At 58.2% G+C, this 23,568-nt stretch carries 19 protein-coding genes; 10 read left to right on the forward strand and 9 right to left on the reverse strand.

Annotated features, from left to right (window positions below):
• Positions 1–101 precede the first annotated feature (101 nt).
• The gene (locus TU81_RS04750; protein WP_038980217.1) at positions 102–2,690 is read right to left on the reverse strand and encodes a glycosyltransferase; all 2,589 of its coding nucleotides are present in this window, start codon (positions 2,688–2,690) and stop codon (positions 102–104) included.
• A 281-nt stretch (positions 2,691–2,971) separates the two neighbouring features.
• Here TU81_RS04750 and tcdA point away from each other — a divergent pair, with 281 nt between their 5' ends.
• A complete protein-coding gene (gene tcdA / locus TU81_RS04755; protein WP_048393757.1) occupies positions 2,972–3,796 on the forward strand; it encodes a tRNA cyclic N6-threonylcarbamoyladenosine(37) synthase TcdA in 825 nt (274 codons plus the stop codon).
• Positions 3,797–3,886: 90 nt separating this feature from the next.
• Here the strand turns inward: tcdA and TU81_RS04760 are convergent, their stop codons facing one another.
• The 8 genes from TU81_RS04760 to map form a co-directional block, all read right to left on the reverse strand.
• Complete coding sequence (locus tag TU81_RS04760; protein ID WP_048393758.1) at positions 3,887–4,294, reverse strand: SufE family protein; 408 nt, start codon at positions 4,292–4,294, stop codon at positions 3,887–3,889.
• The gene (locus TU81_RS04765) at positions 4,291–5,496 is read right to left on the reverse strand and encodes an aminotransferase class V-fold PLP-dependent enzyme (RefSeq protein ID WP_038979143.1); all 1,206 of its coding nucleotides are present in this window, start codon (positions 5,494–5,496) and stop codon (positions 4,291–4,293) included. Before TU81_RS04765 ends, TU81_RS04760 begins: the two co-directional genes overlap by 4 nt.
• Before the next feature lie 168 nt (positions 5,497–5,664).
• Entirely contained in the window at positions 5,665–6,699 is a 1,035-nt protein-coding gene (gene dapD, locus TU81_RS04770; protein WP_048393760.1) for a 2,3,4,5-tetrahydropyridine-2,6-dicarboxylate N-succinyltransferase, read from the reverse strand.
• Between the two features lie 33 nt (positions 6,700–6,732).
• The gene (locus tag TU81_RS04775; protein WP_038979145.1) at positions 6,733–7,095 is read right to left on the reverse strand and encodes an ArsC family reductase; all 363 of its coding nucleotides are present in this window, start codon (positions 7,093–7,095) and stop codon (positions 6,733–6,735) included.
• 406 nt (positions 7,096–7,501) lie between these two features.
• Entirely contained in the window at positions 7,502–8,230 is a 729-nt protein-coding gene (locus TU81_RS04780; protein ID WP_048394479.1) for a M12 family metallopeptidase, read from the reverse strand.
• A gap of 169 nt (positions 8,231–8,399) precedes the next feature.
• The gene (gene dapC, locus TU81_RS04785) at positions 8,400–9,599 is read right to left on the reverse strand and encodes a succinyldiaminopimelate transaminase (RefSeq protein WP_038979146.1); all 1,200 of its coding nucleotides are present in this window, start codon (positions 9,597–9,599) and stop codon (positions 8,400–8,402) included.
• Positions 9,600–9,721: 122 nt separating this feature from the next.
• Positions 9,722–12,424 carry a [protein-PII] uridylyltransferase gene (locus tag TU81_RS04790; protein ID WP_048393762.1) on the reverse strand — a complete coding sequence of 901 codons (2,703 nt, stop codon included), beginning with the start codon at positions 12,422–12,424 and terminating at the stop codon, positions 9,722–9,724.
• Positions 12,425–12,469: 45 nt separating this feature from the next.
• Complete coding sequence (gene map, locus TU81_RS04795) at positions 12,470–13,252, reverse strand: type I methionyl aminopeptidase (RefSeq protein WP_038979148.1); 783 nt, start codon at positions 13,250–13,252, stop codon at positions 12,470–12,472.
• A 373-nt stretch (positions 13,253–13,625) separates the two neighbouring features.
• Between map and rpsB the strand changes: the two genes are divergently transcribed.
• The 9 genes from rpsB to bamA all read left to right on the forward strand — a co-directional run bounded on the left by rpsB (position 13,626) and on the right by bamA (position 23,537).
• Positions 13,626–14,363, forward strand: a complete 738-nt coding sequence (gene rpsB / locus TU81_RS04800; protein WP_007907989.1) for a 30S ribosomal protein S2 — start codon at positions 13,626–13,628, stop codon at positions 14,361–14,363.
• A 192-nt stretch (positions 14,364–14,555) separates the two neighbouring features.
• Positions 14,556–15,419, forward strand: a complete 864-nt coding sequence (gene tsf / locus TU81_RS04805; RefSeq protein WP_048393770.1) for a translation elongation factor Ts — start codon at positions 14,556–14,558, stop codon at positions 15,417–15,419.
• A gap of 210 nt (positions 15,420–15,629) precedes the next feature.
• On the forward strand, positions 15,630–16,373 hold the full coding sequence (gene pyrH / locus TU81_RS04810) for a UMP kinase (RefSeq protein ID WP_003172271.1): 744 nt from the start codon (positions 15,630–15,632) through the stop codon (positions 16,371–16,373).
• Positions 16,370–16,927, forward strand: a complete 558-nt coding sequence (gene frr / locus TU81_RS04815) for a ribosome recycling factor (RefSeq protein ID WP_007907979.1) — start codon at positions 16,370–16,372, stop codon at positions 16,925–16,927. Before pyrH ends, frr begins: the two co-directional genes overlap by 4 nt.
• A gap of 13 nt (positions 16,928–16,940) precedes the next feature.
• Positions 16,941–17,696, forward strand: coding sequence for a polyprenyl diphosphate synthase (gene uppS / locus TU81_RS04820; protein WP_008015050.1), 756 nt, complete (start codon positions 16,941–16,943; stop codon positions 17,694–17,696).
• Positions 17,696–18,499: a phosphatidate cytidylyltransferase gene (locus TU81_RS04825; protein ID WP_038979150.1), complete on the forward strand. Its 804-nt coding sequence runs from the start codon at positions 17,696–17,698 to the stop codon at positions 18,497–18,499. Before uppS ends, TU81_RS04825 begins: the two co-directional genes overlap by 1 nt.
• Positions 18,496–19,686, forward strand: a complete 1,191-nt coding sequence (gene ispC, locus TU81_RS04830) for a 1-deoxy-D-xylulose-5-phosphate reductoisomerase (RefSeq protein ID WP_048393772.1) — start codon at positions 18,496–18,498, stop codon at positions 19,684–19,686. Before TU81_RS04825 ends, ispC begins: the two co-directional genes overlap by 4 nt.
• Before the next feature lie 50 nt (positions 19,687–19,736).
• On the forward strand, positions 19,737–21,089 hold the full coding sequence (gene rseP / locus TU81_RS04835; protein WP_038979152.1) for an RIP metalloprotease RseP: 1,353 nt from the start codon (positions 19,737–19,739) through the stop codon (positions 21,087–21,089).
• A gap of 72 nt (positions 21,090–21,161) precedes the next feature.
• Positions 21,162–23,537, forward strand: coding sequence for an outer membrane protein assembly factor BamA (bamA, locus tag TU81_RS04840; RefSeq protein WP_048393775.1), 2,376 nt, complete (start codon positions 21,162–21,164; stop codon positions 23,535–23,537).
• Positions 23,538–23,568: the final 31 nt, after the last annotated feature.

Consider the following 23,568-nt stretch of genomic DNA (forward strand, 5'->3'; position numbering starts at 1 on the left):
CTTCGGCAGCTCCTACCGAGTGTGTTGGCATTGAAAAGGGCGATCATTCTAAAGCAAAACGGCGACCCGAAGGCCGCCGTTTGACGTTATCTAATAACGGATTACGCCGTTGCAGGTTCTGGCTTAGCCACCGGTTTTGGCAGCGACGACAGGAACGCCATGATCAGCGCCGCCAAGTATGGCAGCGACTGCACCAGCAACATGGTCACCCAGAAGCGCATGTCGTTGCTCGGCAAACCGTTCACCAGGAAGATCCCCAGCGCCGCGCCCCACAACAGCAACATGATGAACACCTCTTCGCGTGCTTCCGAAATGGCTACCCAGAAGCCGTGGTTATCGGCGTTTTTCGGCGTACGGAAGAATGGAATGCTGCTGGTGAAGAAGCCGTACAGCACCGCTTTGGCGATGGTGTGCGACAACGCCAGCCCTGCCAATGCCGCGCAGAACGCATCCTTCAGATTGACCCCGACCGCACGACGGTAGAGGAAGATGATCTTGCCGACCTTGAACACAAACAGCGCCAACGGCGGGATCGCGAAAATCAGCAGCGGTGGATCGACCCGTTGCGGCACGATGATCATCGCCGACGACCACAACAACGCGCCGATGGTGAAGAAGATGTTCATGCCATCCGCCACCCACGGCAACCACCCCGCGAGGAAGTGGTAACGCTGGCCACGGGTCAGTTCGGTGTCCTTGCCGCGCAGCAGGCTGGCGGTGTGACGCTTGATGATCTGAATCGCTCCGTAGGCCCAGCGGAAACGCTGTTTCTTGAAGTCGATAAAGGTATCGGGCATCAGGCCTTTGCCGTAACTGTCGTGGTAATACGCCGCTGACAGGCCTTTTTCGAACACGCGCAGACCCAACTCGGCATCTTCACAGATGCACCAGTCGGCCCAGCCCAATTCCTCGAGCACCGAGCGCCGGGTCATGGTCATGGTGCCGTGCTGGATGATCGCGTCACGGTCGTTGCGGGTGACCATGCCGATGTGGAAGAAGCCTTTGTACTCCGCGTAGCAAAGCTTCTTGAAGGTGCTTTCGTTCTGGTCGCGGTAATCCTGTGGCGACTGCACCACGGCGATTTTCGGATCGGCGAAATGCGGGACCATGTGCTTGAGCCAGTTCGGGTCTACACAGTAGTCCGAGTCGATCACCGCAATCACTTCGGCATCTTTGGCGGTGTGCGGAATCAGGTAATTCAACGCGCCGCCCTTGAAGCCAGCCAGCGGTGCCACGTGGAAGAATTTGAAGCGTGGGCCGAGGGTCTCGCAATAATCGCGCACCGGTTCCCAGACCGCCGGGTCTTTGGTGTTGTTGTCGATGATCAGGACTTCGAAGTCCGGATAGTCGAGGTTGGCCAAGGCGTTGAGGGTCTGTTTGACCATCTCCGGCGGCTCGTTGTAGCAAGGTACGTGAATCGACACTTTCGGTCGGTAGTCCGAATCGCCCACGACCGGCAGGAATTCACGCCGGCGTTTGTGGGTCCAGACCGCTTCGGCCAGTTCATGGGCCTCGGTCAGCAGAACGATAAACACCCCGAGTGCACCGAGGGCGAGCAGGAAGCCTACCGTCAGGCTGAACCAGGTGCTGTATTGCTGGCTGTAGTCATAACCGATCCACACCAGAACCGAACCGCAGAGGAACGCGATAAAGGTCAGGAAGGTGCGGCCGCGTTGACGCAGGGCCGAGCCGTCGATCATCAGCAGGGTCAGCGACAGCAATGCCAGCACTACCGAGCCGATGGCCAATACGCGCCATTGCGGGATCGCGACGACCGGGCCCTCGAAGTTGAATTTCTGCTGGCGCGCGGCGTTGAAAACGCCCCAATACGCGCCCACCGAACCTTCGTCACTGGCCTTCCACGGTTGGTCGAACGCTTCGATCACGAAGTAGTTGAAGCCCTGACGGTTGAGCTTGTTGACCAGCGTGCGCAGATAAATTGCCTGATCCGCCGGCGATGCATCGGCGCCACCGCGCATGCGGCCGTTGCTCGGCCAGCCGACTTCGGAGAGCAGCAGCGGTTTTTTCGGGAACATCTTTTTCAGGTCACGGGCGCGGTCGAGGACGAACTGACCGGCCTTGTCCACCGGAACGAATTCCCAGTAGGGCAGAATGTGAGCCGCGATCAGGTCGACGTGCTTGGCCAGGCTCGGGTTTTCTTGCCAGACGTGCCACTGTTCAGAAGTGGTGACCGGAACCTTTACGGCCGCGCGGACGCGATCCAGGATCAGGCTCAGCTCTGCTGCAGTGATTTCCTTACGGAAGATCGCCTCGTTACCGACAATCACACGAACCACGCTGCGCGAGGTATTGGCGATTTCGATGGCGCGGGTGATCTCGCGCTCGTTGCGCTCTTCGTCCGGGCTGATCCAGATCCCCAGGGTCACCCGCAGGCCGAATTCTTCCGCCAGTTTGGGGATGTTCTCCAGGGTGCCGTCGACCGAGTAGGTGCGGATGTTGTCCGTCAGCTTGCTCATGATCTCCAGATCGCGACGCATTTCATCGTCGGTCGGCCACTGGGCTTTTTGCGGGTACTGGCCTTGTTGAAACGGCGAGTACGAAAAGCCGGAGATCTGTTCAGGCCAGTTGGGGGCGGTGACCGGGCGATTGACCAGCGCCCAGAAGCCGGTAAACAAGGCTGCGATGGCGAGCACCACGACCAGGTTGAGTCCAAATTTACGCGATGACATAGCTTTTTCGGGTTCCAAAGGCTGTGGAACGAAGGAACGGTTGGCGGCCGGCTGCCAGGTGGCAGGGGCGCGCATCCTACACTGGAGGTTCTCTGACCGTACAGCGAACAGGGAAACGCCCGACATTGGGCAATCCAGGTCGACTTAAGTTCTTTGACCGGTGCGGTATAACCCAATTCCAATAAATTTGTAGTCAATTGAAGCCGTCAAGACTGCCGTCCATAGCCCAAAGGTGCTCTTGACCGCCGACGGCCCTATAATGCGCGCCGGTTTTTGGGGTAATGGTCATGAGTACAGAAGATCCGCGGTTTGCTGGCATCGCCCGCTTGTATGGCATCGAAGGCCTGGAGCGTTTGCGCGCGGCCCATGTGGCGATCGTCGGCGTTGGTGGCGTCGGTTCCTGGGCGGCAGAAGCTGTCGCCCGGTGTGGTGTGGGCGAGATTTCGCTGTTCGACCTGGACGACGTCTGTGTCAGCAACGTCAACCGTCAACTCCATGCGCTGGACAGCACCGTCGGCAAGCCCAAGGTCGAGGTGATGGCCGAGCGCCTGCGCGGGATCAATCCGGACTGCACGGTGCATGCGGTGGCGGACTTCGTCACCCGCGAAACCATGGCCGAGTACATCACGCCGAACATCGACTGCGTGATTGACTGCATCGACAGCGTCAACGCCAAAGCGGCGCTGATCGCCTGGTGCAAGCGACGCAAAATCCAGATCATCACCACCGGCGGCGCGGGCGGGCAGATCGACCCGACACTGATCCAGGTCTGCGACCTGAACCGTACGTTCAACGATCCGCTGGCGTCGAAAGTGCGCTCCACGCTGCGCCGCGACTATGGCTTTTCCCGCACCGTGACCCGCCACTACAGCGTGCCCTGCGTGTTTTCCACCGAGCAACTGCGCTACCCGAAACCGGATGGCAGTATCTGCCTGCAGAAGAGTTTTGTCGGTGATGGTGTGAAACTCGACTGCGCCGGGGGCTTTGGCGCGGTGATGATGGTGACGGCGACGTTCGGCATGGTCGCGGCGACCAAGGCTGTGGATAAGATTGTGGCCGGGGTTCGACGTCCGGCGGATCGGGTCAAATCTCAAGCTGAAACGTAAACCCGTGTAGGAGCTGCCGAAGGCTGCGATCTTTTGATTTTTCGTGATCACTGGCGCCGAAGATCAAAAGATCGCAGCCTTCGGCAGCTCCTACACGTCGCTCAGGCTCCTCATCCGCTGTAACACGGCATTGAGGCCATTACTGCGCGACGACGACAACTGCCGCGACAGCCCCAACTGATTGAACCACTCCGGCAAATCCACCTGTTGCAGCTCAGACGCGGACAACCCGTTGACCCGCGCCAGCAGCAACGCCACCAACCCGCGAATCAGTCGTGCATCGCTGCTGGCGCTGAACTGCCAATGACCATCCTGCAGCGCACCGACCAGCCACACCTGGCTTTCACAGCCATGCACGCGGTTGGCCTCGACTTTATCCACATCGCTCAACGCAGGCAGGCGGTCGCCCCATTGCATCAGCAACCGCGCCCGCTGTTCCCAACTCGCAGTCTTCTGAAAAGTATCCAGCGCCAGGACGGCATCGGCGGGCAAGGTCATCGCAACAACTCCAGGGCCTGATCCAGCGCTTCAAAAAAGCGCTCAAGGTCCTCGGAGTCGTTGTACAACGCCAACGACACGCGAATCGCCCCGGCCAGTTCAAAGCTTTTGAGCAACGGCATGGCGCAATGATGACCGGCACGTACGGCGATTCCCTGTTCGGTCAGCAAATGCGCCAGATCAGAGTTATGCACACCCTCGACGACAAAACTGGCCAGTGCCAGTTGCGGCTTGCCCAGCAGACGAATGCCGTTGCGCGCTTCAAGGCCTTTGAGCAAATAGTCATGCAGCGCTGCTTCATGGGCGGACACAGCGTCCTGATCCAGCCCGGCCAGATAATCCAGGGTCGCCCCCAGGCCAATCACGCTGGAAATCGGCGGGGTACCGGCCTCGAACCCCAGTGGTGCAGGGCGAAAGCGTGCGTCGTGGTAGTTGGCATCCAGCACCATTTCACCGCCGAACTGCCACGGACGCAGTTGCTCAAGCGCTTCATGACGGCCGAACAGCGCACCCAGGCCATCCGGCCCGTAGAGTTTGTGGCTGGAAAATACATAGAAGTCGCAACCCAACGCCTGCACGTCATGCCGGCCATGCACCACACCTTGAGCGCCATCGACCACGGTCAGCGCGTTGTGCGCTTTGGCCATCGCCAGTAACGCGGGCAACGGCTGCCAGGCGCCGAGCACGTTGGACAGCTGACTGACCGCCAGCAAACGGGTACGCGGGCCGATCAGGTGAACGGCGGCTTCAAGGTCAATCAAACCGTCGGCATCCAGCGGCAGGATCACCAGTTTCAAATCGCGACGGTGGGCCAGTTGCTGCCACGGCAGCAGGTTGGCGTGATGCTCCAGCGCGCTGATGACAATTTCATCGCCCGGATTGAAAAGATGTTCCAGGCCATAAGCCAGGAGGTTCAGCGCGGACGTTGCGCCGTGAGTAAAGATGATCTGCCCGCAATTGCCAGTATTGAGCCATTGCGCAACTTTGCTGCGGCTGTCCTCGAACGCCTGGGTGGCATGGGCGCCGGGCAAGTGTTGCGCCCGATGCACATTGGCCGCGCCATTGGCGTAGTAATGCGCCAAGGCATCCAGCATGGCTTGAGGTTTTTGCGTGGTGGCGGCGTTGTCCAGATAGGTCTGGTCCTGCCGTTGCAGAGCGGCGATGGCCGGAAAATCGGCGCGCCAGGGAGAGGGAATCATCATGTTGTTCGGCCCTGGTAAACATGGGCGGATGTACGCCTGACCTGATAGTCGGGTCTACGCCAGACCTGTGTAGGAGCGAAGCTTGCTCGCGAAGGCGTCATCACTGGCGCCAAAAGCTTCGCGAGCAAGCTTCGCTCCTACAGGTCAGGTGATCGTTCGACGCTCTGCTTAGTTGTGAGCGTGCAGCGCTTCGTTCAGTTCGATGGCCGATTTGTGGGTTTTGCACTCCACGGCACCGGTCTCCGAATTGCGACGGAACAGCAGGTCTGGCTGACCGGCCAGCTCACGGGCCTTAACGACTTTGACCAGTTTGTTGTGCTCGTCCAGCAGCGCAACCTTGGTGCCGGCGGTCACGTACAGGCCCGACTCTACAGTGTTGCGATCGCCCAACGGGATACCGATACCGGCGTTGGCGCCGATCAGGCAGCCTTCGCCAACCTTGATCACGATGTTGCCGCCACCCGACAGGGTGCCCATGGTCGAGCAGCCGCCGCCCAGGTCCGAACCCTTGCCGACGAATACGCCAGCGGAAACGCGGCCTTCGATCATGCCCGGGCCTTCGGTGCCGGCGTTGAAGTTGACGAAACCTTCGTGCATCACGGTGGTGCCTTCGCCCACGTAAGCGCCCAGACGAATACGCGCCGCATCAGCGATACGCACGCCGGCCGGTACCACGTAGTCGGTCATTTTCGGGAACTTGTCCACCGAGAACACTTCCAGCAGCTCGCCGCGCAGACGGGCTTCCAGTTGATGTTCGGCCAGTTCGGCCAGGTCGATTGCGCCCTGGCTGGTCCATGCCACGTTCGGCAGCAGCGGGAACACGCCGGCCAGGTTCAGGCCATGTGGCTTGACCAGACGATGGGACAGCAAGTGCAGCTTGAGGTAAGCCTCAGGCGTGGAGGTCAGCTGAGCGTCTTCGGCCAAAATAGTCGCGACCAGCGGCTTGTGGCTCTCGGCCAGACGGGTCAGCAGCGCAGCCTGGGCAGCGTCGACGCCTTTCAGCGCTTCAGCCAGTTGCGACGCCTGAGCGGTGCTGAAGGCGATGGCCTGATTGCCGTCGGTGTAGCCCAGAACCGGCGCAATGGCAGCGACCAGTTCGGCCGACGGGTTGAGCAGTGGCTGTGCGTAAAACACTTCCAGCCATGCGCCTTGACGGTTTTGAGTGCCGACACCGAAGGCCAGGCTGAACAGGGTAGTGGACATGTTGATACCTCTAACAAAATGGAACGGGCTGCCTTACTTGAGTGCGGCCGCGTAGATATCTGGCTTGAAGCCAATCAGGGTTCGGTCACCGAGATCGAGCACCGGGCGCTTGATCATCGAGGGTTGCGCGAGCATCAGTTCGATGGCTTTCGGCTGGTCGAGATCGGCTTTGCGTTCGTCGTCGAGCTTGCGAAAGGTCGTGCCTGCACGGTTCAACACCACTTGCCAGCCGTGCTCGTCGCACCATTGGCTCAGGTGTTCACGGTCGATGCCGACCGTTTTGTAATCATGGAAGTCATAGCTGACAGCGTGTTCATCGAGCCAGGTGCGCGCCTTTTTCATGGTGTCGCAGGCTTTGATGCCGAAAAGGTGCAACGTTTTGCTTGAAACGGTCAAGGATTTGCCCCCTTTGCAGGTGCTGAAAATAAAAGGTGACGGATTATGCCATGACCGGACGGTTTCGCGTCGGCTGTGGTCGGGTTTGTCTTTTTGACTTGGGTAGCCGCTGTTCCAGGCGACATGAGTGCAGCGGTCAGACTTCAGTCTAAACGGCAAATATGGCACTTCAATGCTGTCGGTTGCCTGAGGGGGCGCTGCTGATGGGGATCACCGGGTTTGCGCAAAGGGCTCTGCTGACCTTCATCGCAGTGAGGGTGATTCTATTGTCGAATTCATGCGCTCGAAGCCGAGGAGGCCGACCCAGTAAACTCCTGGCTCGCTGCTAATGCGGATATCACGATGATAAGTCCGCAGGGTATTGCACCGTGCGGACTTGAATTTTTAATGAGGCTTGGCCTGTTGGCTATTTTGGATAGAGCAATTTCATCAGGCGCTTATCTTTTTTGCTGAGCTTGCGGTTGATCGGGATTTCCCAGTCGCCCAGCGTCAATGTATTCGCCACCGGGTGGTGCATGATGGATTTTCTGTCGTAGGGGGTATAAATCGCATCGAGCGTGTTGAAGGGCGCAAACATGTTTCTGTCTACTTGTTGCCGGGTGAGTGGGTTCATTTCGCGGTTCTGATAAAACTCATACACTTTCGGTTTGTCCCAAGGGATATTCGCCTCTGGATGCTGGTGTTCATGCATTGCCCCCAGTGCATGGCCGAATTCGTGAATAACAATAACCTCGAAATCCTCATGTTCCGGTTTGACGCCCAGGTTCATGGTTGGCCAGTCGGGATGAATCAACAGCGCATCAGTACCCAGCATCGAACTGTTGTCGTTGTTTTTGGTGGCGATCCGAATGTCGCCTTGCAAGTCATCGACAAAATCAAAACTCAGGTTGATATACGGCAGCCACTGGCTGGCTGCGTTGATGATTTTCTGTTTGTGGTGCTCCTCTGGATTGTCCATGAAGGCAATTTTCAAAGTGCGACTATTGGCCCAGAGTTTTGAATAGTTGACCACCGAGCGTTTACGGCGATGGGTGCTGGAGGATCCGGCATTGGCAGGGCTCTCATTAATGGCAGCGTCATAAGCTGCTTGATCGTCTGGCCACTGTATAAGCCTGCAGTGTAGAAGGTCGTTCATCATTGACTTCTTCCGTGAAGTTCAGAGTAAAAGTTTATTAAGGCGCAATGAGGCGCCCTGCAACAAGACTAAAGTCCAGTCGGCAGGCGGGTGAGGTATAAAGTTATATGAGTTGTAACTTGATATGCGAAGTGCCCGCGCCAGATTGCCTGGCACGGGCATTCAGGGGTTACTTGTGGCGAGTAATGAAAGCGCGAATCCGTTCAGCCGCTTCTACGCATTCAGCCAGCGGTGCCACTAGCGCCAACCGCACGCGCCCGGCCCCCGGATTGACGCCATCCACGTCGCGGGACAAGTAGGAGCCCGGCACTACAGTCACGTGTTCCTCGGCAAACAGGTCACGGCAGAACGCCGCATCATCTCCATTCACACTAGGCCATAGGTAGAACCCACCGTCCGGGCGCTGTACATTCATCACCGGGCTGAGAATCTCCAGCACCGCATCATATTTCTCGCGATACAGCGCACGATTGGCGCGCACATGCACTTCATCATTCCATGCGGCAACGCTGGCCAGTTGGGTCTGAACCGGCATCGCGCAGCCGTGGTAGGTGCGATAGAGCAGGAAGCCTTTGAGAATGTCTGCGTCACCGGCGACAAAACCGGAACGCAGGCCCGGCAGGTTGGAGCGCTTGGACAGGCTGTGGAATACCACGCAACGCTTGAAGTCCTTGCGGCCCAGTTCGACGCAGGCGCTGAGCAGGCCCGGTGGCGGGGTCTGTTCATCGAAGTACAGTTCGCTGTAGCACTCGTCGGCGGCGATCACGAAGTCGTATTCGTCGGCCAGGGCGATCAGCTTCTTCAGGGTTTCGACCGGAATCAGTGCACCGGTCGGGTTGCCCGGTGAGCACAGGAACAGAATTTGGCAGCGCTTCCAGATGTCTGGTGAAACAGTGTCGAAGTCCGGGTTGAAGCCGTTTTCATCCAGGCATGGCAAGTAGTGAGGCTTGGCCCCGGCCAGGAACGCGGCGCCTTCGTAGATTTGATAGAAGGGGTTCGGGCTGACCACCAAGGCATCGTCGCCACGGTTGACCACGGTCTGGGTGAAGGCGAACAGCGCTTCACGGGTGCCGTTGACCGGCAGTACGTTGCGCGCCGGGTCGAGCCAGCCATTCGGGATGCTGAAGCGACGTTCGCACCACGCGGCGATGGCTTCGCGCAGGGCCGGGATGCCGAGGGTGGTCGGGTACACGGCCATCTGATCCAGATTGCTTGCCAGGGCTTCGGCGACAAAGCTTGGCGAACGGTGTTTCGGCTCGCCGATGGACAGCGCGATGGCGCGTTTATCCGGGTTTGGCGTGACGCTGCCGAGCAGGGCGCGGAGCTTTTCGAACGGGTAGGGCTGCAACTGGTTCAGAGCGTTGTTCATGGGGGCCTCGTTCAATGTGGGAGGGCTAATGTGGTGCAAGGGGGGGTGGTGAGGGGCAAGCCCCCTCATCACAACAAGCCCCTCGCCACACAAACTCGCTTCCACAGGGGAAAATTGTTGGTTCAGAAGCTGATTCGCGACAGTTTGATATCGGGTTCCTGGCTGACACTCAGCTGCTCGACGATTGCATCCTGCAAGCGGCTGCACAGCAACGGGTCGGACAGCGGCTGATTGTTCGCGTCGGTGATGAAGAACACGTCTTCCACGCGCTCGCCCAGAGTGGCGATCTTGGCGTTCTGCAACGACAGGTCGAACTCAAGGAAGATCGTGCCGATCCGTGCCAACAACCCAGGACGGTCGGGCGCACTGAGCTCCAACACGGTCACCGGACGCTGGGCGTCGTTGTGGATCGTCACCTGTGGCGCAAACGCGAAATGCTTGAGCTGGCGCGGCACCCGACGCTGAATGATGGTCGGGTAGTTGTCCGGGTTGCGCAGGGCTTCGGTCAGGCCTTCACGGATCTGTTTGACCCGTGCCGGGTTGTCGCCGATCGAGTCGCCATCGGTGTCGAGCACGATATAGGTGTCGAGAGTGAACTGGCTGCTGGAGGTGATGACCCGGGCGTCGTGAATGTTCAGATTGAGCTGGTCCATCGCCGCCACGGTCACGGCGAAAAAGTCGTGCTGGTCCGGTGCATAAATGAAGATTTGCGTACCGCCCTCGAACTCGCGCTGGGTGGTTTCCTTGATCAGCACCAGCGGGCCACCGTCGGCCGGCTGCTGCAGGATCGCATCCGTGTGCCAGGCCACGTCGCCGGCGGTGTGGCGCAGGAAGTAGTCATCGCCCAATTGCGCCCACAACTGCTCGACATCGTCCGGGTCGTTGCCGCCGCGTACCAGGATATCCAGCGCCGCGCTCTGGGTCTGGCGGATCTGCTCTTCACGATCCACCGGGTTTTCCAGGCCACGACGCAAGGCGCGCTTGGTCTCGGTGTAGAGCTGGCGCAACAGGCTAGCGCGCCAGGAGTTCCACAGTGTCGGGTTGGTTGCGTTGATGTCCGCAACGGTCAGCACGTACAGATAATCGAGGCGGGTTTCATCGCCGACGGTCTGTGCGAAATCGTGGATCACGTGCGGGTCGGACAGGTCCTTGCGCTGGGCGGTGGTCGACATCACCAGATGGTTTTGCACCAGCCAGACGATCAGGCGGCTGTCCCACACCGGCAACTGATGGCGCTGGCAAAAAGCTTCAGCATCCACGGCGCCGATTTCCGAGTGATCGCCATGCCGGCCCTTGCCGATGTCGTGGTACAGACCGGCCAGGTAAATCAGTTCGGGTTTGGGCAGTTTGGCCATGAGCTTGCTGGCCAGCGGGAATTTTTCCGACACCTGGGTGTACTGCAGCTTACGCAGGTGCTTGATCAGGTTCAGGGTATGCGCGTCGACCGTATAGATGTGAAACAGGTCATGCTGCATCTGCCCGACAATGAAACCGAACTCCGGCAGATAGCGCCCAAGGATGCCGTAGCGGTTCATCCGTCGCAGATTGCGGTGGATGCCGATCTTGCACTTGAACAGCTCGATGAACAGGCTGGTATTACGAATATCGTTGCGGAAGTCGTCATCGATCAGATGACGATTCTCGCGCAGCAGGCGGATGGTATCGGCGCGTACGCCTTTGATCTCCGGTTGCTGGGCCATCAGCACAAAGATCTCGAGCATGGCGAATGGCGTACGGCGGAACACGTTGTCGCTACGTGCCTCGATATAGCCGTCATGCAGCTGGAACCGCGAGTTGATCGGCTGCGGCGGCGCTTCGTCTTCGGGCGCGAGGATCACTTCTTCGAAGTGCTGAATGATCAGGTCACTGAGTTGGGCAATGCTCATGACCACCCGGTAGTACTGCTGCATGAAGTTTTCGATGGCTTGCTTGGCGTCATTGCCTTCGAAACCCAGTAACCCGGCAATCGTGCGCTGGTGATCGAACAGCAAGCGGTCTTCGGAGCGGCCGGCGAGCATGTGCAGGGCGTAACGTACCTTCCACAAAAACTCCTGGGACGAGGCCAGCAGGGCGTTTTCGCTCTCCACCAGGAAGCCTTCGCCCGCCAGGGCTCGCAGGTTCAGGGTGCCGTACTGACGACGGGCGACCCAGAGAATCGTCTGAATATCCCGAAGGCCACCGGGCGAGCCTTTGACGTTGGGTTCCAGGTTGTATTCAGTGTCGTTGTATTTGTGGTGACGGGCTTTCTGCTCAGCGCGTTTGGCCAAGAAGAATTCCTTGCTGGGCCACATGTGCTCGGTGCTGGTGACGTCCAGCATGCGCTGACGCAGGCGCTCAGGGCCGCAAATGGTGCGGCTTTCCATCAAATTGGTGACGACCGTCAGGTCGGCACGGGCCTCGACGGCGCATTCGTCCACCGAACGAACGCTCTGGCCGACTTCCAGGCCGATGTCCCACAGCAACGTCAGAAAGCGTTCGATGGAATCGCGAAAAATTTCGTGATCGGCGCTGTCCAGCAAAATCAGCAGATCGATGTCGGAATAGGGGTGCAGCTCGCCGCGACCGTAGCCGCCGACCGCCACCAGGGCGATATCGGCGTCTTCGCTCCAGTTAAACTGTTCCCAGGCTTGTTGCAGAATATTGTCGATAAACCAGGCGCGATCCTCGATCAGCCGGCGAATGTCCCGGCCACTGCGGAACCGCTCGTCGAGCACTTCGCGGGCCTGACGGATCGCCTTCTTGAAGGCAGCAATAGGGCTTGCCTTCAGGGCCAGTTCAGCCTGGAACTGGCCGCGGTCGAAGAGTTCGGGATCCACCTGCGGCATCGATTGGCTTTCCTTTCTATAAAGCTGGGAACGGAGCGAGCGGGATCAGGCCGAAACGCGCGGGATGGTGTCGTCGCTGCGCAGGGTGAAGATCTCGTAACCGGTTTCGGTCACCAGCAGGGTGTGTTCCCATTGTGCCGACAGCTTGCGATCCTTGGTAATGGCGGTCCAGCCGTCGCCCAGTACCTTGGTGTCGGCCTTGCCCTGGTTGATCATCGGCTCGATGGTGAAGGTCATGCCGGCTTTCAGCTCCATGCCGGTACCAGCGCGGCCGTAGTGCAGGATCTGCGGTTCTTCGTGGAACACCTTGCCAATGCCGTGGCCACAAAACTCGCGAACCACCGAGAAGCCGTTCTTTTCCGCGTGCTTCTGGATGACTTCACCGATATCGCCCAGGCGGCAGCCGGGTTTGACCAGTTCGATGGCCTTGTACATGCATTCCTGAGTCACCTGGGACAGGCGCTCAGCCCAGACCGGCACGGTGCCGACGTGGAACATGCGGCTGGTGTCGCCGTGGTAGCCGTCCTTGATCACGGTGACGTCGATATTCACGGTGTCGCCATCTTTCAGCGGCTTCTCGTTCGGGATGCCGTGGCAGACCACGTGGTTGATCGAGGTGCAGATCGACTTCGGGAAGCCCTTGTAGTTGAGCGGGGCAGGGATGGCTTTCTGCTCATTGACGATGTAGTCGTGGCAGATGCGGTCCAGTTCTTCGGTGGTGACACCCGGTTTGACATAATCGGCAATCATTTCCAGCACATCGGCGGCCAATTTGCCGGCGATCCGCATTTTTGCGATGTCCTCTGGGGTTTTGAGGGTGACGGTCATACAGGCTCTCTCTGCGCTCAATGGCGCCTTCTAAAACGAAATGGGCATTGCGCGAACAATTGTCGCGGCCCTGAAAAACACGATTCTATCAGACGATCAGCGCAAATCTGAGCCTCTGTGCATCGCTTCTCTCTATAGGATGGCGCATTCTGGGGGGATTCCAAGGCGGGGCTCAAAAGCATTCCCCAGGTTTTCAGAATCCGGGTTCCGTTTTTTTCTGCCTTGTGATATAAAATGCGCCGCTTTCCGGGGATACCCTGAAAAGCCTAAATCCACACACGTGTCGACACGATGACCTGGGTGCCTTCAGCTGAAGCTGCTGGTTGGTCATTGGGATACGTGGAGGCCAAACCCGACTTATTAAGGAACTATCATGTCCCAAGTCAACATGCGCGATATGCTGAAGGCCGGTGTGCACTTCGGTCACCAGACCCGTTACTGGAACCCGAAAATGGGTAAATACATTTTCGGCGCGCGTAACAAGATCCACATTATCAACCTTGAAAAAACCCTGCCAATGTTCAACGAAGCTCTGACTTTCGTAGAACGTCTGGCCCAGGGCAAAAACAAGATCCTGTTCGTCGGCACCAAGCGTTCCGCTGGCAAGATCGTTGCTGAAGAAGCAGCACGTTGCGGTTCGCCGTACGTCGATCACCGCTGGTTGGGCGGTATGCTGACCAACTTCAAAACCATCCGTGCTTCCATCAAGCGTCTGCGTGACCTTGAAGTGCAAGCCGAAGACGGTACTTTCGCCAAGCTGACCAAGAAAGAAGCGCTGATGCGCACTCGCGATCTTGAGAAGCTGGATCGTTCCCTGGGTGGTATCAAGGACATGGGCGGTCTGCCAGACGCTCTGTTCGTTATCGACGTTGATCACGAGCGCATCGCGATCACCGAAGCCAACAAGCTGGGCATCCCGGTTATCGGCGTAGTCGATACCAACAGCAGCCCGGAAGGCGTTGACTACATCATCCCAGGCAACGATGACGCAATCCGCGCTATCCAGCTGTACATGGGTTCGATGGCTGACGCTGTTATCCGCGGTCGCAACCACGTTGCTGGCGGCACCGAGCAGTTCGTTGAAGAAGCTCCGGCAGCTGCAGCTGAGTAATTGACGCCCTGGCGTTGACTCAGTAAGCAAAAAGGGGGCTTGGCCCCCTTTTTGCCACCTCGAAAACCATTTGTCGGCAGCGCAGCTACAGCATTTGTAACGTGCAGCGGCTAACAAGGGTGGTTCGGGAAGAATTGAACGCCCGTTCGATCGGGTGGAATGGTTGAAAACCTATCCAAGAGGAATTTGAAAATGGCAGAGATTACTGCAGCGTTGGTCAAAGAACTGCGCGAGCGTACTGGCGAAGGCATGATGGATTGCAAAAAGGCCTTGACCAAGGCCGGCGGCGACATCGAAAAAGCCATTGATGACATGCGTGCTTCGGGCGCCATCAAGGCTGCCAAGAAAGCAGGCAACGTGGCTGCTGAAGGCGCGATCGCTCTTAAAGAAGACGGTAAAACCGCCGTTCTGCTGGAAGTGAACTCGCAGACCGACTTCCTGGCCCTGCAAGACGACTTCAAGGCATTTGTTGCTTCCAGCGTTGAAAAAGCGTTCGCTGACAAGCTGACTGACGTCGCTCCGCTGATCGAAGCTCAAGAAGCCAATCGTCTGGTTCTGGTCGGCAAGGTTGGCGAAAACGTCAACATCCGTCGCCTGGCTCGCGTTGAAGGTGATGTTGTTGGTGGTTACCTGCACGGCAACAAGATCGGTGTCGCGGTTGTTCTCAAGGGCGGCAACGTTGAGCTGGCCAAGGACATCGCTATGCACGTAGCGGCCACCAACCCTGAATTCCTGCTGCCATCGGAAGTTTCCGCTGAAGCGGTCGAGCGCGAGAAAGGCGTGTTCCTGACCCTCAACGCTGACAAGATCGCCGGCAAGCCAGAAAACATTGTTGAAAACATGGTCAAAGGCCGTATCAGCAAGTTCCTGGCTGAAGCGAGCCTGGTTGAGCAGGCGTTCGTCAAGAACCCTGAAATCAAGGTTGGCGAACTGGCCAAGAAAGCCGGTGCAGAAATCGTTTCTTTCACCTACTTCAAAGTAGGCGAAGGCATCGAGAAGCCGGTCGACAACTTCGCTGAAGAAGTTGCTGCCCAGCTGGCTGCCGCCAAGCAATAAGACGGTTTTTTAACTGTCGCCCTGAAGAGGCTGCCCGCTCACGCGCGCAGCCTCTTTTCAGATGGGGTTGCCAATTTTAATTGGTTTCCTTTTGGAACTGGCTTACAAAGCCATGTTCCGATGGCGCTGAAGCAGTGCCAAGCTAGAGTGAACGCCAGCTGTAAACAGCTCGCAAAGAATTTTTAAAATACGCCGCAGGAGAGATTCGCAATGGCTCAGCAGGGCAGTGGTTATCAGGCTCGCTATAAACGCATTCTACTCAAGCTTAGCGGCGAGGCCCTGATGGGCTCGGAAGAGTTCGGGATCGACCCCAAAGTTCTGGATCGCATGGCGCTGGAAGTCGGCCAACTGGTCGGCATCGGTGTTCAGGTCGGTCTGGTGATCGGTGGCGGTAACCTGTTCCGTGGCGCAGCGCTCAGCGCGGCGGGCATGGATCGGGTCACTGGCGATCACATGGGCATGCTGGCCACTGTGATGAACGCCCTGGCGATGCGTGATGCGCTGGAACGTGCCAATATCTCGGCCATCGTGATGTCGGCCATTTCCATGGTTGGCGTGACCGATCACTACGATCGCCGCAAAGCCATGCGCCACCTGAACGCCAAGGAAGTCGTGATTTTTGCGGCCGGTACTGGTAATCCGTTCTTCACCACGGATTCGGCAGCCTGCTTGCGTGCAATCGAAATCGACGCTGACGTCGTACTCAAGGCAACCAAGGTCGATGGCGTTTACACGGCTGATCCATTCAAAGACCCGCATGCCGAGAAGTTCGATCATCTGACTTATGATGAAGTACTGGATCGCAAGCTGGGTGTAATGGACTTGACGGCTATCTGCTTGTGCCGCGACCACAAGATGCCGTTGCGCGTATTTAACATGAACAAGCCCGGCGCCCTGCTGAACATCGTACATGGCGGCGCTGAAGGGACCCTGATCGAGGAAGGCCAACAATGATCAACGAAATCAAGAAAGACGCTCAAGAGCGCATGAAAAAATCCGTCGAATCGCTGGCGCACAACTTCGGTCGTATTCGTACGGGCCAGGCGCACCCAAGCATTCTGGAAGGTGTGATGGTTCCGTACTACGGCTCCGACACTCCGATCAAACAGGTGGCGAACATCACCGTTAAAGACGCCCGTACCCTGCAAGTGGTTGCCTTTGAGCGCAACATGCTGGGTGCCGTCGACAAAGCCATCGGTAGCGCGGGTCTGAACCTCAACCCGACCAACCTCGGTGAGTTGCTGCTGATCTCCATGCCGGCCCTGACCGAAGAAACCCGCAAGGGCTTCACCAAGCAGGCTCGCGATGTCGCTGAAGATGCCCGTGTTGCGGTACGCAACATCCGTCGTGATGCGAACAGCCAGCTCAAGGATCTGGTCAAGGAAAAGGAAATCAGCGAAGACGAAGAACGTCGCGCTACTGGCGAAATTGACGATCTGACCAAAAAGTACGTGGCTGAAATCGACGCGAATTTGGCGCAGAAAGAAAAAGACCTGATGGCCGTATAAGGGTCACGTTTTAATGGATAAGACAAAGCAGACTGCGCCGTCCGCGGTGCCGCGCCATGTCGCGATCATCATGGATGGTAATAATCGCTGGGCGAAAAAACGCTTTATGCCGGGTGTCGCCGGGCATAAAGCGGGCGTGGATGCAGTGCGTGCGGTAATCGAGGTGTGTGCCGAGGCCAAGGTTGAAGTGTTGACCCTGTTCGCCTTCTCCAGCGAGAACTGGCAGCGCCCGGCCGATGAGGTCAGTGCCTTGATGGATTTGTTCTTCAAGGCATTGCGTCGCGAGGCCAAGCGCCTCAACGACAACAACATCAGTTTGCGCATCATTGGCGATCGTTCGCGTTTTCACCCGGAGCTTCAGGCCGCCATGCGCGAAGCCGAGGCGATGACTGTCGGTGCAAACCGCTTTGTCCTGCAGATCGCCGCCAACTACGGTGGTCAGTGGGATATCGCGCAAGCCGCGCAGCGTCTGGCCCGAGAAGTTCAGGCCGGGCATCTGCGTCCGGAGGACATTACCCCTGAGCTGTTGCAAACCTGTCTGGCGACCGGTGATCTGCCGTTGCCGGACTTGTGCATCCGTACCGGTGGCGAGCATCGCATCAGCAACTTCCTGCTGTGGCAACTGGCTTATGCCGAGTTGTACTTCTCCGACCTGTTCTGGCCGGACTTCAAACACGACGCCATGCGCAATGCGCTAGCCGATTTCGCTTCTCGCCAGCGTCGCTTCGGTAAAACGAGCGAGCAGGTCGAGGCTGGAGCCCGGGTTTAATGCTTAAACAACGAATCATCACGGCGCTGATCTTGCTGCCGATTGCCCTGTGCGGGTTTTTCCTGCTCGAAGGGTCCGGTTTTGCGCTGTTCATCGGGCTGGTGGTGACGCTCGGGGCGTGGGAGTGGGCGCGCCTGGCAGGTTTCGCTACTCAGTCGATTCGCGTCGCCTATGCGGCCGTGGTCGCGTTGGCGCTGTTTGTCATGCATATCGTGCCGGGGCTCGCGCCTTGGGTGTTGGGCGCTTCAGTGCTCTGGTGGGGCGTGGCCACGTACCTGGTGTTGACCTATCCACAGTCCAGTCAACATTGGGCCAGTGCTGCCTGCAAACTGGTGATCGGTTTGTTGATTCTGTTACCGGCCTGGCAAGGTCTGGTTTTGATCAAGCAGGAGCCCTTGGGTAACTGGCTGATCATGGCGGTGATGGTGCTGGTCTGGGGGGCTGATATCGGTGCGTACTTTTCCGGTCGGGCCTTCGGCAAGCGCAAGCTGGCGCCACAGGTCAGTCCAGGCAAGAGTTGGGAAGGCGTTTACGGCGGCTTGCTGCTGAGCCTGGTGATTACAGCAATCGTCGGTTTTGTGCGGGACTGGAGTTTCGCTCAGATGCTGATGGGCCTGTTCGGTGCCGCAATTATCGTATTCATTTCAGTGGTGGGCGACCTCACTGAAAGCATGTTCAAGCGCCAGTCGGGGATCAAGGACAGCAGTAATCTGCTGCCCGGCCACGGCGGCGTCCTGGACCGCATCGATAGCCTGACAGCGGCGATTCCGGTATTCGCCGTGCTGCTGTGGATGGCAGCATGAGCCGCCCACAACAGATTACCGTGCTGGGAGCGACCGGTTCGATTGGTCTGAGTACTCTCGACGTCATTGCCCGTCATCCCGAGCGTTATCAGGTTTTCGCCTTGAGCGGTTTCACTCGTTTGAGTGAGTTGCTGGCGCTGTGTATGCGTCATTCGCCGCGCTTCGCCGTCGTGCCGGAATCTGGCGCTGCCCGGGGCTTGCAGGAAGATTTGCGTGCGGCCGGTCTGTCGACCCGCGTTCTGGTGGGGGAGGAGGGCTTGTGTCAGGTCGCCTCCGATCCGGAAGTCGACGCGGTGATGGCGGCCATTGTTGGTGCGGCGGGCTTGCGTCCGACCCTGGCGGCGGTCGAGGCCGGCAAGAAGATTCTTCTGGCCAATAAAGAAGCGCTGGTGATGTCCGGTGCGCTGTTTATGCAGGCCGTGCGCAAAAGCGGTTCGGTGCTGCTGCCGATCGACAGCGAGCACAACGCGATTTTCCAGTGCATGCCACAGGATTTCGCTCGCGGGCTTGGCGCGGTCGGTGTGCGTCGGATTTTACTGACAGCCTCTGGCGGCCCGTTCCGGCAGACACCCATGGCCGAACTGGCCCATGTTTCCCCCGAGCAAGCATGTGCGCACCCGAATTGGTCCATGGGTCGCAAGATTTCGGTGGATTCGGCCAGCATGATGAACAAAGGGCTCGAGTTGATCGAGGCCTGCTGGCTGTTCGACGCCACGCCGTCCCAGGTTGAAGTGGTGATTCACCCGCAGAGCGTGATTCATTCGCTGGTCGACTACATCGACGGTTCGGTATTGGCGCAGTTGGGCAATCCGGACATGCGCACGCCAATCGCCAATGCCCTGGCCTGGCCAGAGCGAATCGACTCGGGCGTTGCGCCGCTGGACCTGTTTGCCATCGCTCGCCTGGATTTCCAGGCGCCCGATGAGGAGCGTTTCCCTTGCCTGCGCCTTGCGCGTCAAGCCGCCGAGGCTGGCAACAGCGCGCCGGCCATGCTCAATGCCGCGAATGAAGTGGCTGTGGCGGCCTTTCTCGACGGACGGGTTCGCTACCTGGAAATCGCGAGTATTATCGAGGAAGTGTTGAACCTCGAGCCTGTGGTTGCGGTAGATGATCTCGAGGCAGTGTTTACGGCCGATGCGAAAGCACGGGTACTGGCCGGGCAATGGTTGAGCCGTCACGGGCGATAAGTGCTGCAATACTTTGCCCCATGCAGCACTGATAGTTGCGGAGAAAATACATGAGCGCGCTCTATATGATTGTCGGCACCCTGATAGCGCTGGGTGTGCTGGTTACCTTCCACGAATTCGGCCATTTCTGGGTCGCGCGTCGCTGTGGGGTCAAAGTGCTGCGTTTCTCCGTGGGCTTCGGCATGCCGTTGCTGCGCTGGCACGACAGTAAAGGCACTGAATTCGTGATCGCCGCCATCCCGTTGGGTGGCTACGTGAAGATGCTCGACGAGCGCGAAGGCGAGGTCCCGGCCGATCAGGCCGATCAATCCTTCAATCGCAAATCTGTCCGTCAGCGCATCGCCATCGTCGCGGCCGGCCCGATCGCCAACTTTCTGTTGGCAATGGTGTTTTTCTGGGCATTGGCAATGCTGGGCAGCGAGCAGGTGCGGCCGGTTATCGGTGCGGTCGAGTCCGGCAGTATTGCCTCCAAGGCGGGTTTGAGCCCGGGCCAGGAAATCATGGCCATCGATGGCGAGCCAACCTCCGGCTGGGCCGCGGTGAACCTGCAACTGATCCGTCGTCTGGGTGAGAGCGGCTCCCTCCAATTGCTGGTCCGCGAACAGGGCTCCACGGTGGACTCACCCCGTGAGCTGGTGCTGGACAAGTGGCTCAAGGGTGCTGAGGAGCCAGATCCGATTCGCTCGCTGGGTATTCGTCCTTGGCGTCCTGCGTTGCCACCAGTCCTGGCCGAATTTGATCCGAAAGGGCCGGCGAAGGCTGCGGGCCTGAAGCCGGGTGACCGCCTGTTGGCCCTTGATGGCAAGGCACTGGACGACTGGCAGCAAGTAGTCGACATCGTCCGTATGCATCCAGATACCAAAATCATGCTGCGCGTCGAGCGCGATAGTGCTCAAATCGACGTCCCTGTGACGTTGGCCGCTCGCGGCGAGAGCAAGTCGCCCAGTGGTTATCTGGGCGCCGGGGTGAAAGCGGTCGATTGGCCACCAGAGATGATTCGTGAAGTCAGTTACGGTCCGGTGGCAGCGATTGGCGAGGGTGCCCGACGTACCTGGACCATGAGCGTACTGACCCTCGATTCGCTCAAGAAAATGTTGTTCGGTGAGCTCTCGGTAAAAAACTTGAGTGGACCGATAACCATTGCTAAAGTGGCGGGCGCTTCTGCCCAGTCGGGCGTCGCTGATTTCCTGAATTTCCTTGCTTATCTGAGTATTAGCTTGGGGGTTCTGAATTTGTTGCCCATTCCTGTACTGGATGGGGGACATTTGTTGTTTTATCTGATCGAGTGGGCGCGTGGTCGTCCCTTGTCGGATCGGGTGCAAGGTTGGGGGATACAGATCGGTATCAGTTTGGTGGTCGGGGTGATGTTACTTGCTCTGGTCAATGATCTGGGTCGACTGTAACGCTTCGCTGAATTGCGAATCTGCCGCATTTTGCGGCAGTTTTTATTGCCAGTTGGAATAAGAAAGGACTTCATGAAACGTCTGCTGCTAACTGCGGTTCTCACCGTATTGATGATCGCCGAAGTTCACGCCGAGTCCTTCACTATCTCTGATATTCGCGTCAATGGCCTCCAGCGGGTCTCCGCGGGTAGCGTCTTTGGTGCCTTGCCGTTGAACGTCGGCGAACAGGCGGATGATCGTCGCCTGGTGGAATCCACTCGTGCGTTGTTCAAAACCGGGTTCTTTCAAGATATCCAGCTGGGTCGCGATGGCAACGTCCTCGTCATCACTGTAGTCGAGCGTCCGTCGGTCGCCAGTATCGAGATCGAAGGCAACAAGGCGATCTCCACTGAAGACCTGATGAAGGGCCTCAAACAATCCGGTCTGGCCGAAGGCGAGATCTTCCAGCGTGCCACCCTTGAAGGTGTGCGTAACGAGCTGCAGCGTCAATACGTCGCTCAGGGCCGTTACTCGGCCACCGTCGATACCGAAGTGGTGCCGCAGCCGCGTAACCGCGTGGGCCTGAAGGTCAACATCAACGAAGGCACCGTTGCAGCTATCCAGCACATCAACGTGGTGGGTAACACGGTTTTTCCTGATGAAGACCTGATCGACCTGTTCGAGCTCAAGACCAGCAACTGGCTGTCATTCTTCAAGAACGATGACAAGTACGCTCGTGAAAAACTCTCCGGTGACCTGGAGCGTCTGCGTTCCTACTATCTGGATCGCGGCTATATCAATATGGATATCGCTTCGACCCAGGTGTCCATCACCCCGGACAAGAAACACGTCTACATCACCGTCAACGTCAACGAAGGCGACAAGTACACCGTTCGTGACGTCAAGCTCAGTGGCGATCTGAAAGTCCCTGAAGACCAGGTCAAGTCCCTGCTGCTGGTTCAGAAAGGCCAGGTGTTCTCGCGCAAGCTGATGACCACCACGTCCGAACTGATCACCCGTCGCCTGGGTAACGAGGGTTATACCTTCGCCAACGTCAACGGCGTGCCTCAGCCTCACGATGACGACCACACGGTCGACATCACGTTCGCTGTCGATCCGGGCAAGCGTGCATACGTGAACCGTATCAACTTCCGTGGCAACACCAAGTCCGAAGACGAAGTGCTGCGCCGTGAAATGCGTCAGATGGAAGGCGGTTGGGCTTCGACTTACCTGATCGACCAATCCAAAACCCGTCTGGAGCGTCTGGGCTTCTTCAAGGAAGTCAACGTCGAAACGCCGGCCGTGCCGGGCGTAGACGACCAGGTTGATGTGAACTACAGCGTTGAAGAGCAGGCTTCCGGTTCGATTACCGCCAGTGTCGGTTTCGCCCAGAGCGCCGGTCTGATTCTCGGTGGTTCGATCACCCAGAACAACTTCCTGGGTACCGGTAACAAGGTCAGCATCGGTTTGACTCGCAGTGAATACCAGAGCCGCTATAACTTCGGTTATGTCGACCCCTACTGGACTGCTGATGGTGTGAGCCTGGGTTACAACGCTTTCTATCGCACCACAGACTATGACGACCTCGATGTCGACGTGGCCAGCTATGCCGTAGACAGCCTGGGTGCGGGCGTGAGCGTCGGCTACCCGATCAGCGAGACTTCGCGCCTGACCTTCGGCCTGACCGCGCAACAGGACGATATCAAGACCGGCCAGTATACCGTTGACGAGATTTTCGACTTCGTTAACCGCGAGGGCGACAGCTACCTGAACTTCAAGGCTTCGGCCGGTTGGTCCGAGTCCACTTTGAACAAAGGCGTGCTGGCGACCCGTGGTCGTTCTCAGAGCCTGACTCTGGAAACCACCACCCCTGGCAGCGACTTGTCGTTCTTCAAGCTCGATTACCGTGGCCAGTTGTTCCAGCCATTGTCCGAAAACTACACCATGCGTCTGCACGCCGAGCTGGGCTATGGCGATGGTTACGGTTCGACCGATGGCTTGCCGTTCTATGAAAACTATTACGCCGGTGGTTTCAACTCGGTGCGTGGCTTCAAGGACAGTACTCTGGGGCCTCGCAGTACACCAAGTACCGGTAAAAACCCGGGGACGTCGGTCGACCCGGACCAGGATCCACTGCCATTCGGTGGTAATGTCCTGATCCAGGGCGGTGTTGAGGTTCTGTTCCCTCTGCCGTTCGTCAAGGATCAGCGTTCCCTTCGCACCTCGGTATTCTGGGACGTGGGTAACGTGTTCGACTCGACGTGCAAAGAGACCCGGAACGCTGACGGTTCGAAGTCCAATACGCAGTGCAACGACATCAGCCTGAGCAACATGGCCAGCTCCGTCGGTGTCGGCGTGACCTGGGTTACCGCACTGGGTCCTTTGAGCTTCGCGTTGGCCATGCCGATCAAGAAACCGGATGACGCTGAGACTCAAGTGTTCCAATTCTCCCTCGGCCAGACGTTCTAAGCGTCTGACCCAAGATAACGACAATGGATTT

The organism is Pseudomonas lini (assembly GCF_001042905.1).
Taxonomy (GTDB): domain Bacteria; phylum Pseudomonadota; class Gammaproteobacteria; order Pseudomonadales; family Pseudomonadaceae; genus Aquipseudomonas; species Aquipseudomonas lini.

Coding starts and splice junctions, on each gene's coding strand:
- TU81_RS04750 (WP_038980217.1), bottom strand. CDS start 2,690: ATGTCATCGCGTAAATTTGGACTCAACCTGGTCGTGGTGCTCGCCATC.
- tcdA (WP_048393757.1), top strand. CDS start 2,972: ATGGTCATGAGTACAGAAGATCCGCGGTTTGCTGGCATCGCCCGCTTG.
- TU81_RS04760 (WP_048393758.1), bottom strand. CDS start 4,294: ATGACCTTGCCCGCCGATGCCGTCCTGGCGCTGGATACTTTTCAGAAG.
- TU81_RS04765 (WP_038979143.1), bottom strand. CDS start 5,496: ATGATGATTCCCTCTCCCTGGCGCGCCGATTTTCCGGCCATCGCCGCT.
- dapD (WP_048393760.1), bottom strand. CDS start 6,699: ATGTCCACTACCCTGTTCAGCCTGGCCTTCGGTGTCGGCACTCAAAAC.
- TU81_RS04780 (WP_048394479.1), bottom strand. CDS start 8,230: ATGAACGACCTTCTACACTGCAGGCTTATACAGTGGCCAGACGATCAA.
- dapC (WP_038979146.1), bottom strand. CDS start 9,599: ATGAACAACGCTCTGAACCAGTTGCAGCCCTACCCGTTCGAAAAGCTC.
- TU81_RS04790 (WP_048393762.1), bottom strand. CDS start 12,424: ATGCCGCAGGTGGATCCCGAACTCTTCGACCGCGGCCAGTTCCAGGCT.
- map (WP_038979148.1), bottom strand. CDS start 13,252: ATGACCGTCACCCTCAAAACCCCAGAGGACATCGCAAAAATGCGGATC.
- rpsB (WP_007907989.1), top strand. CDS start 13,626: ATGTCCCAAGTCAACATGCGCGATATGCTGAAGGCCGGTGTGCACTTC.
- tsf (WP_048393770.1), top strand. CDS start 14,556: ATGGCAGAGATTACTGCAGCGTTGGTCAAAGAACTGCGCGAGCGTACT.
- pyrH (WP_003172271.1), top strand. CDS start 15,630: ATGGCTCAGCAGGGCAGTGGTTATCAGGCTCGCTATAAACGCATTCTA.
- frr (WP_007907979.1), top strand. CDS start 16,370: ATGATCAACGAAATCAAGAAAGACGCTCAAGAGCGCATGAAAAAATCC.
- uppS (WP_008015050.1), top strand. CDS start 16,941: ATGGATAAGACAAAGCAGACTGCGCCGTCCGCGGTGCCGCGCCATGTC.
- TU81_RS04825 (WP_038979150.1), top strand. CDS start 17,696: ATGCTTAAACAACGAATCATCACGGCGCTGATCTTGCTGCCGATTGCC.
- ispC (WP_048393772.1), top strand. CDS start 18,496: ATGAGCCGCCCACAACAGATTACCGTGCTGGGAGCGACCGGTTCGATT.
- rseP (WP_038979152.1), top strand. CDS start 19,737: ATGAGCGCGCTCTATATGATTGTCGGCACCCTGATAGCGCTGGGTGTG.
- bamA (WP_048393775.1), top strand. CDS start 21,162: ATGAAACGTCTGCTGCTAACTGCGGTTCTCACCGTATTGATGATCGCC.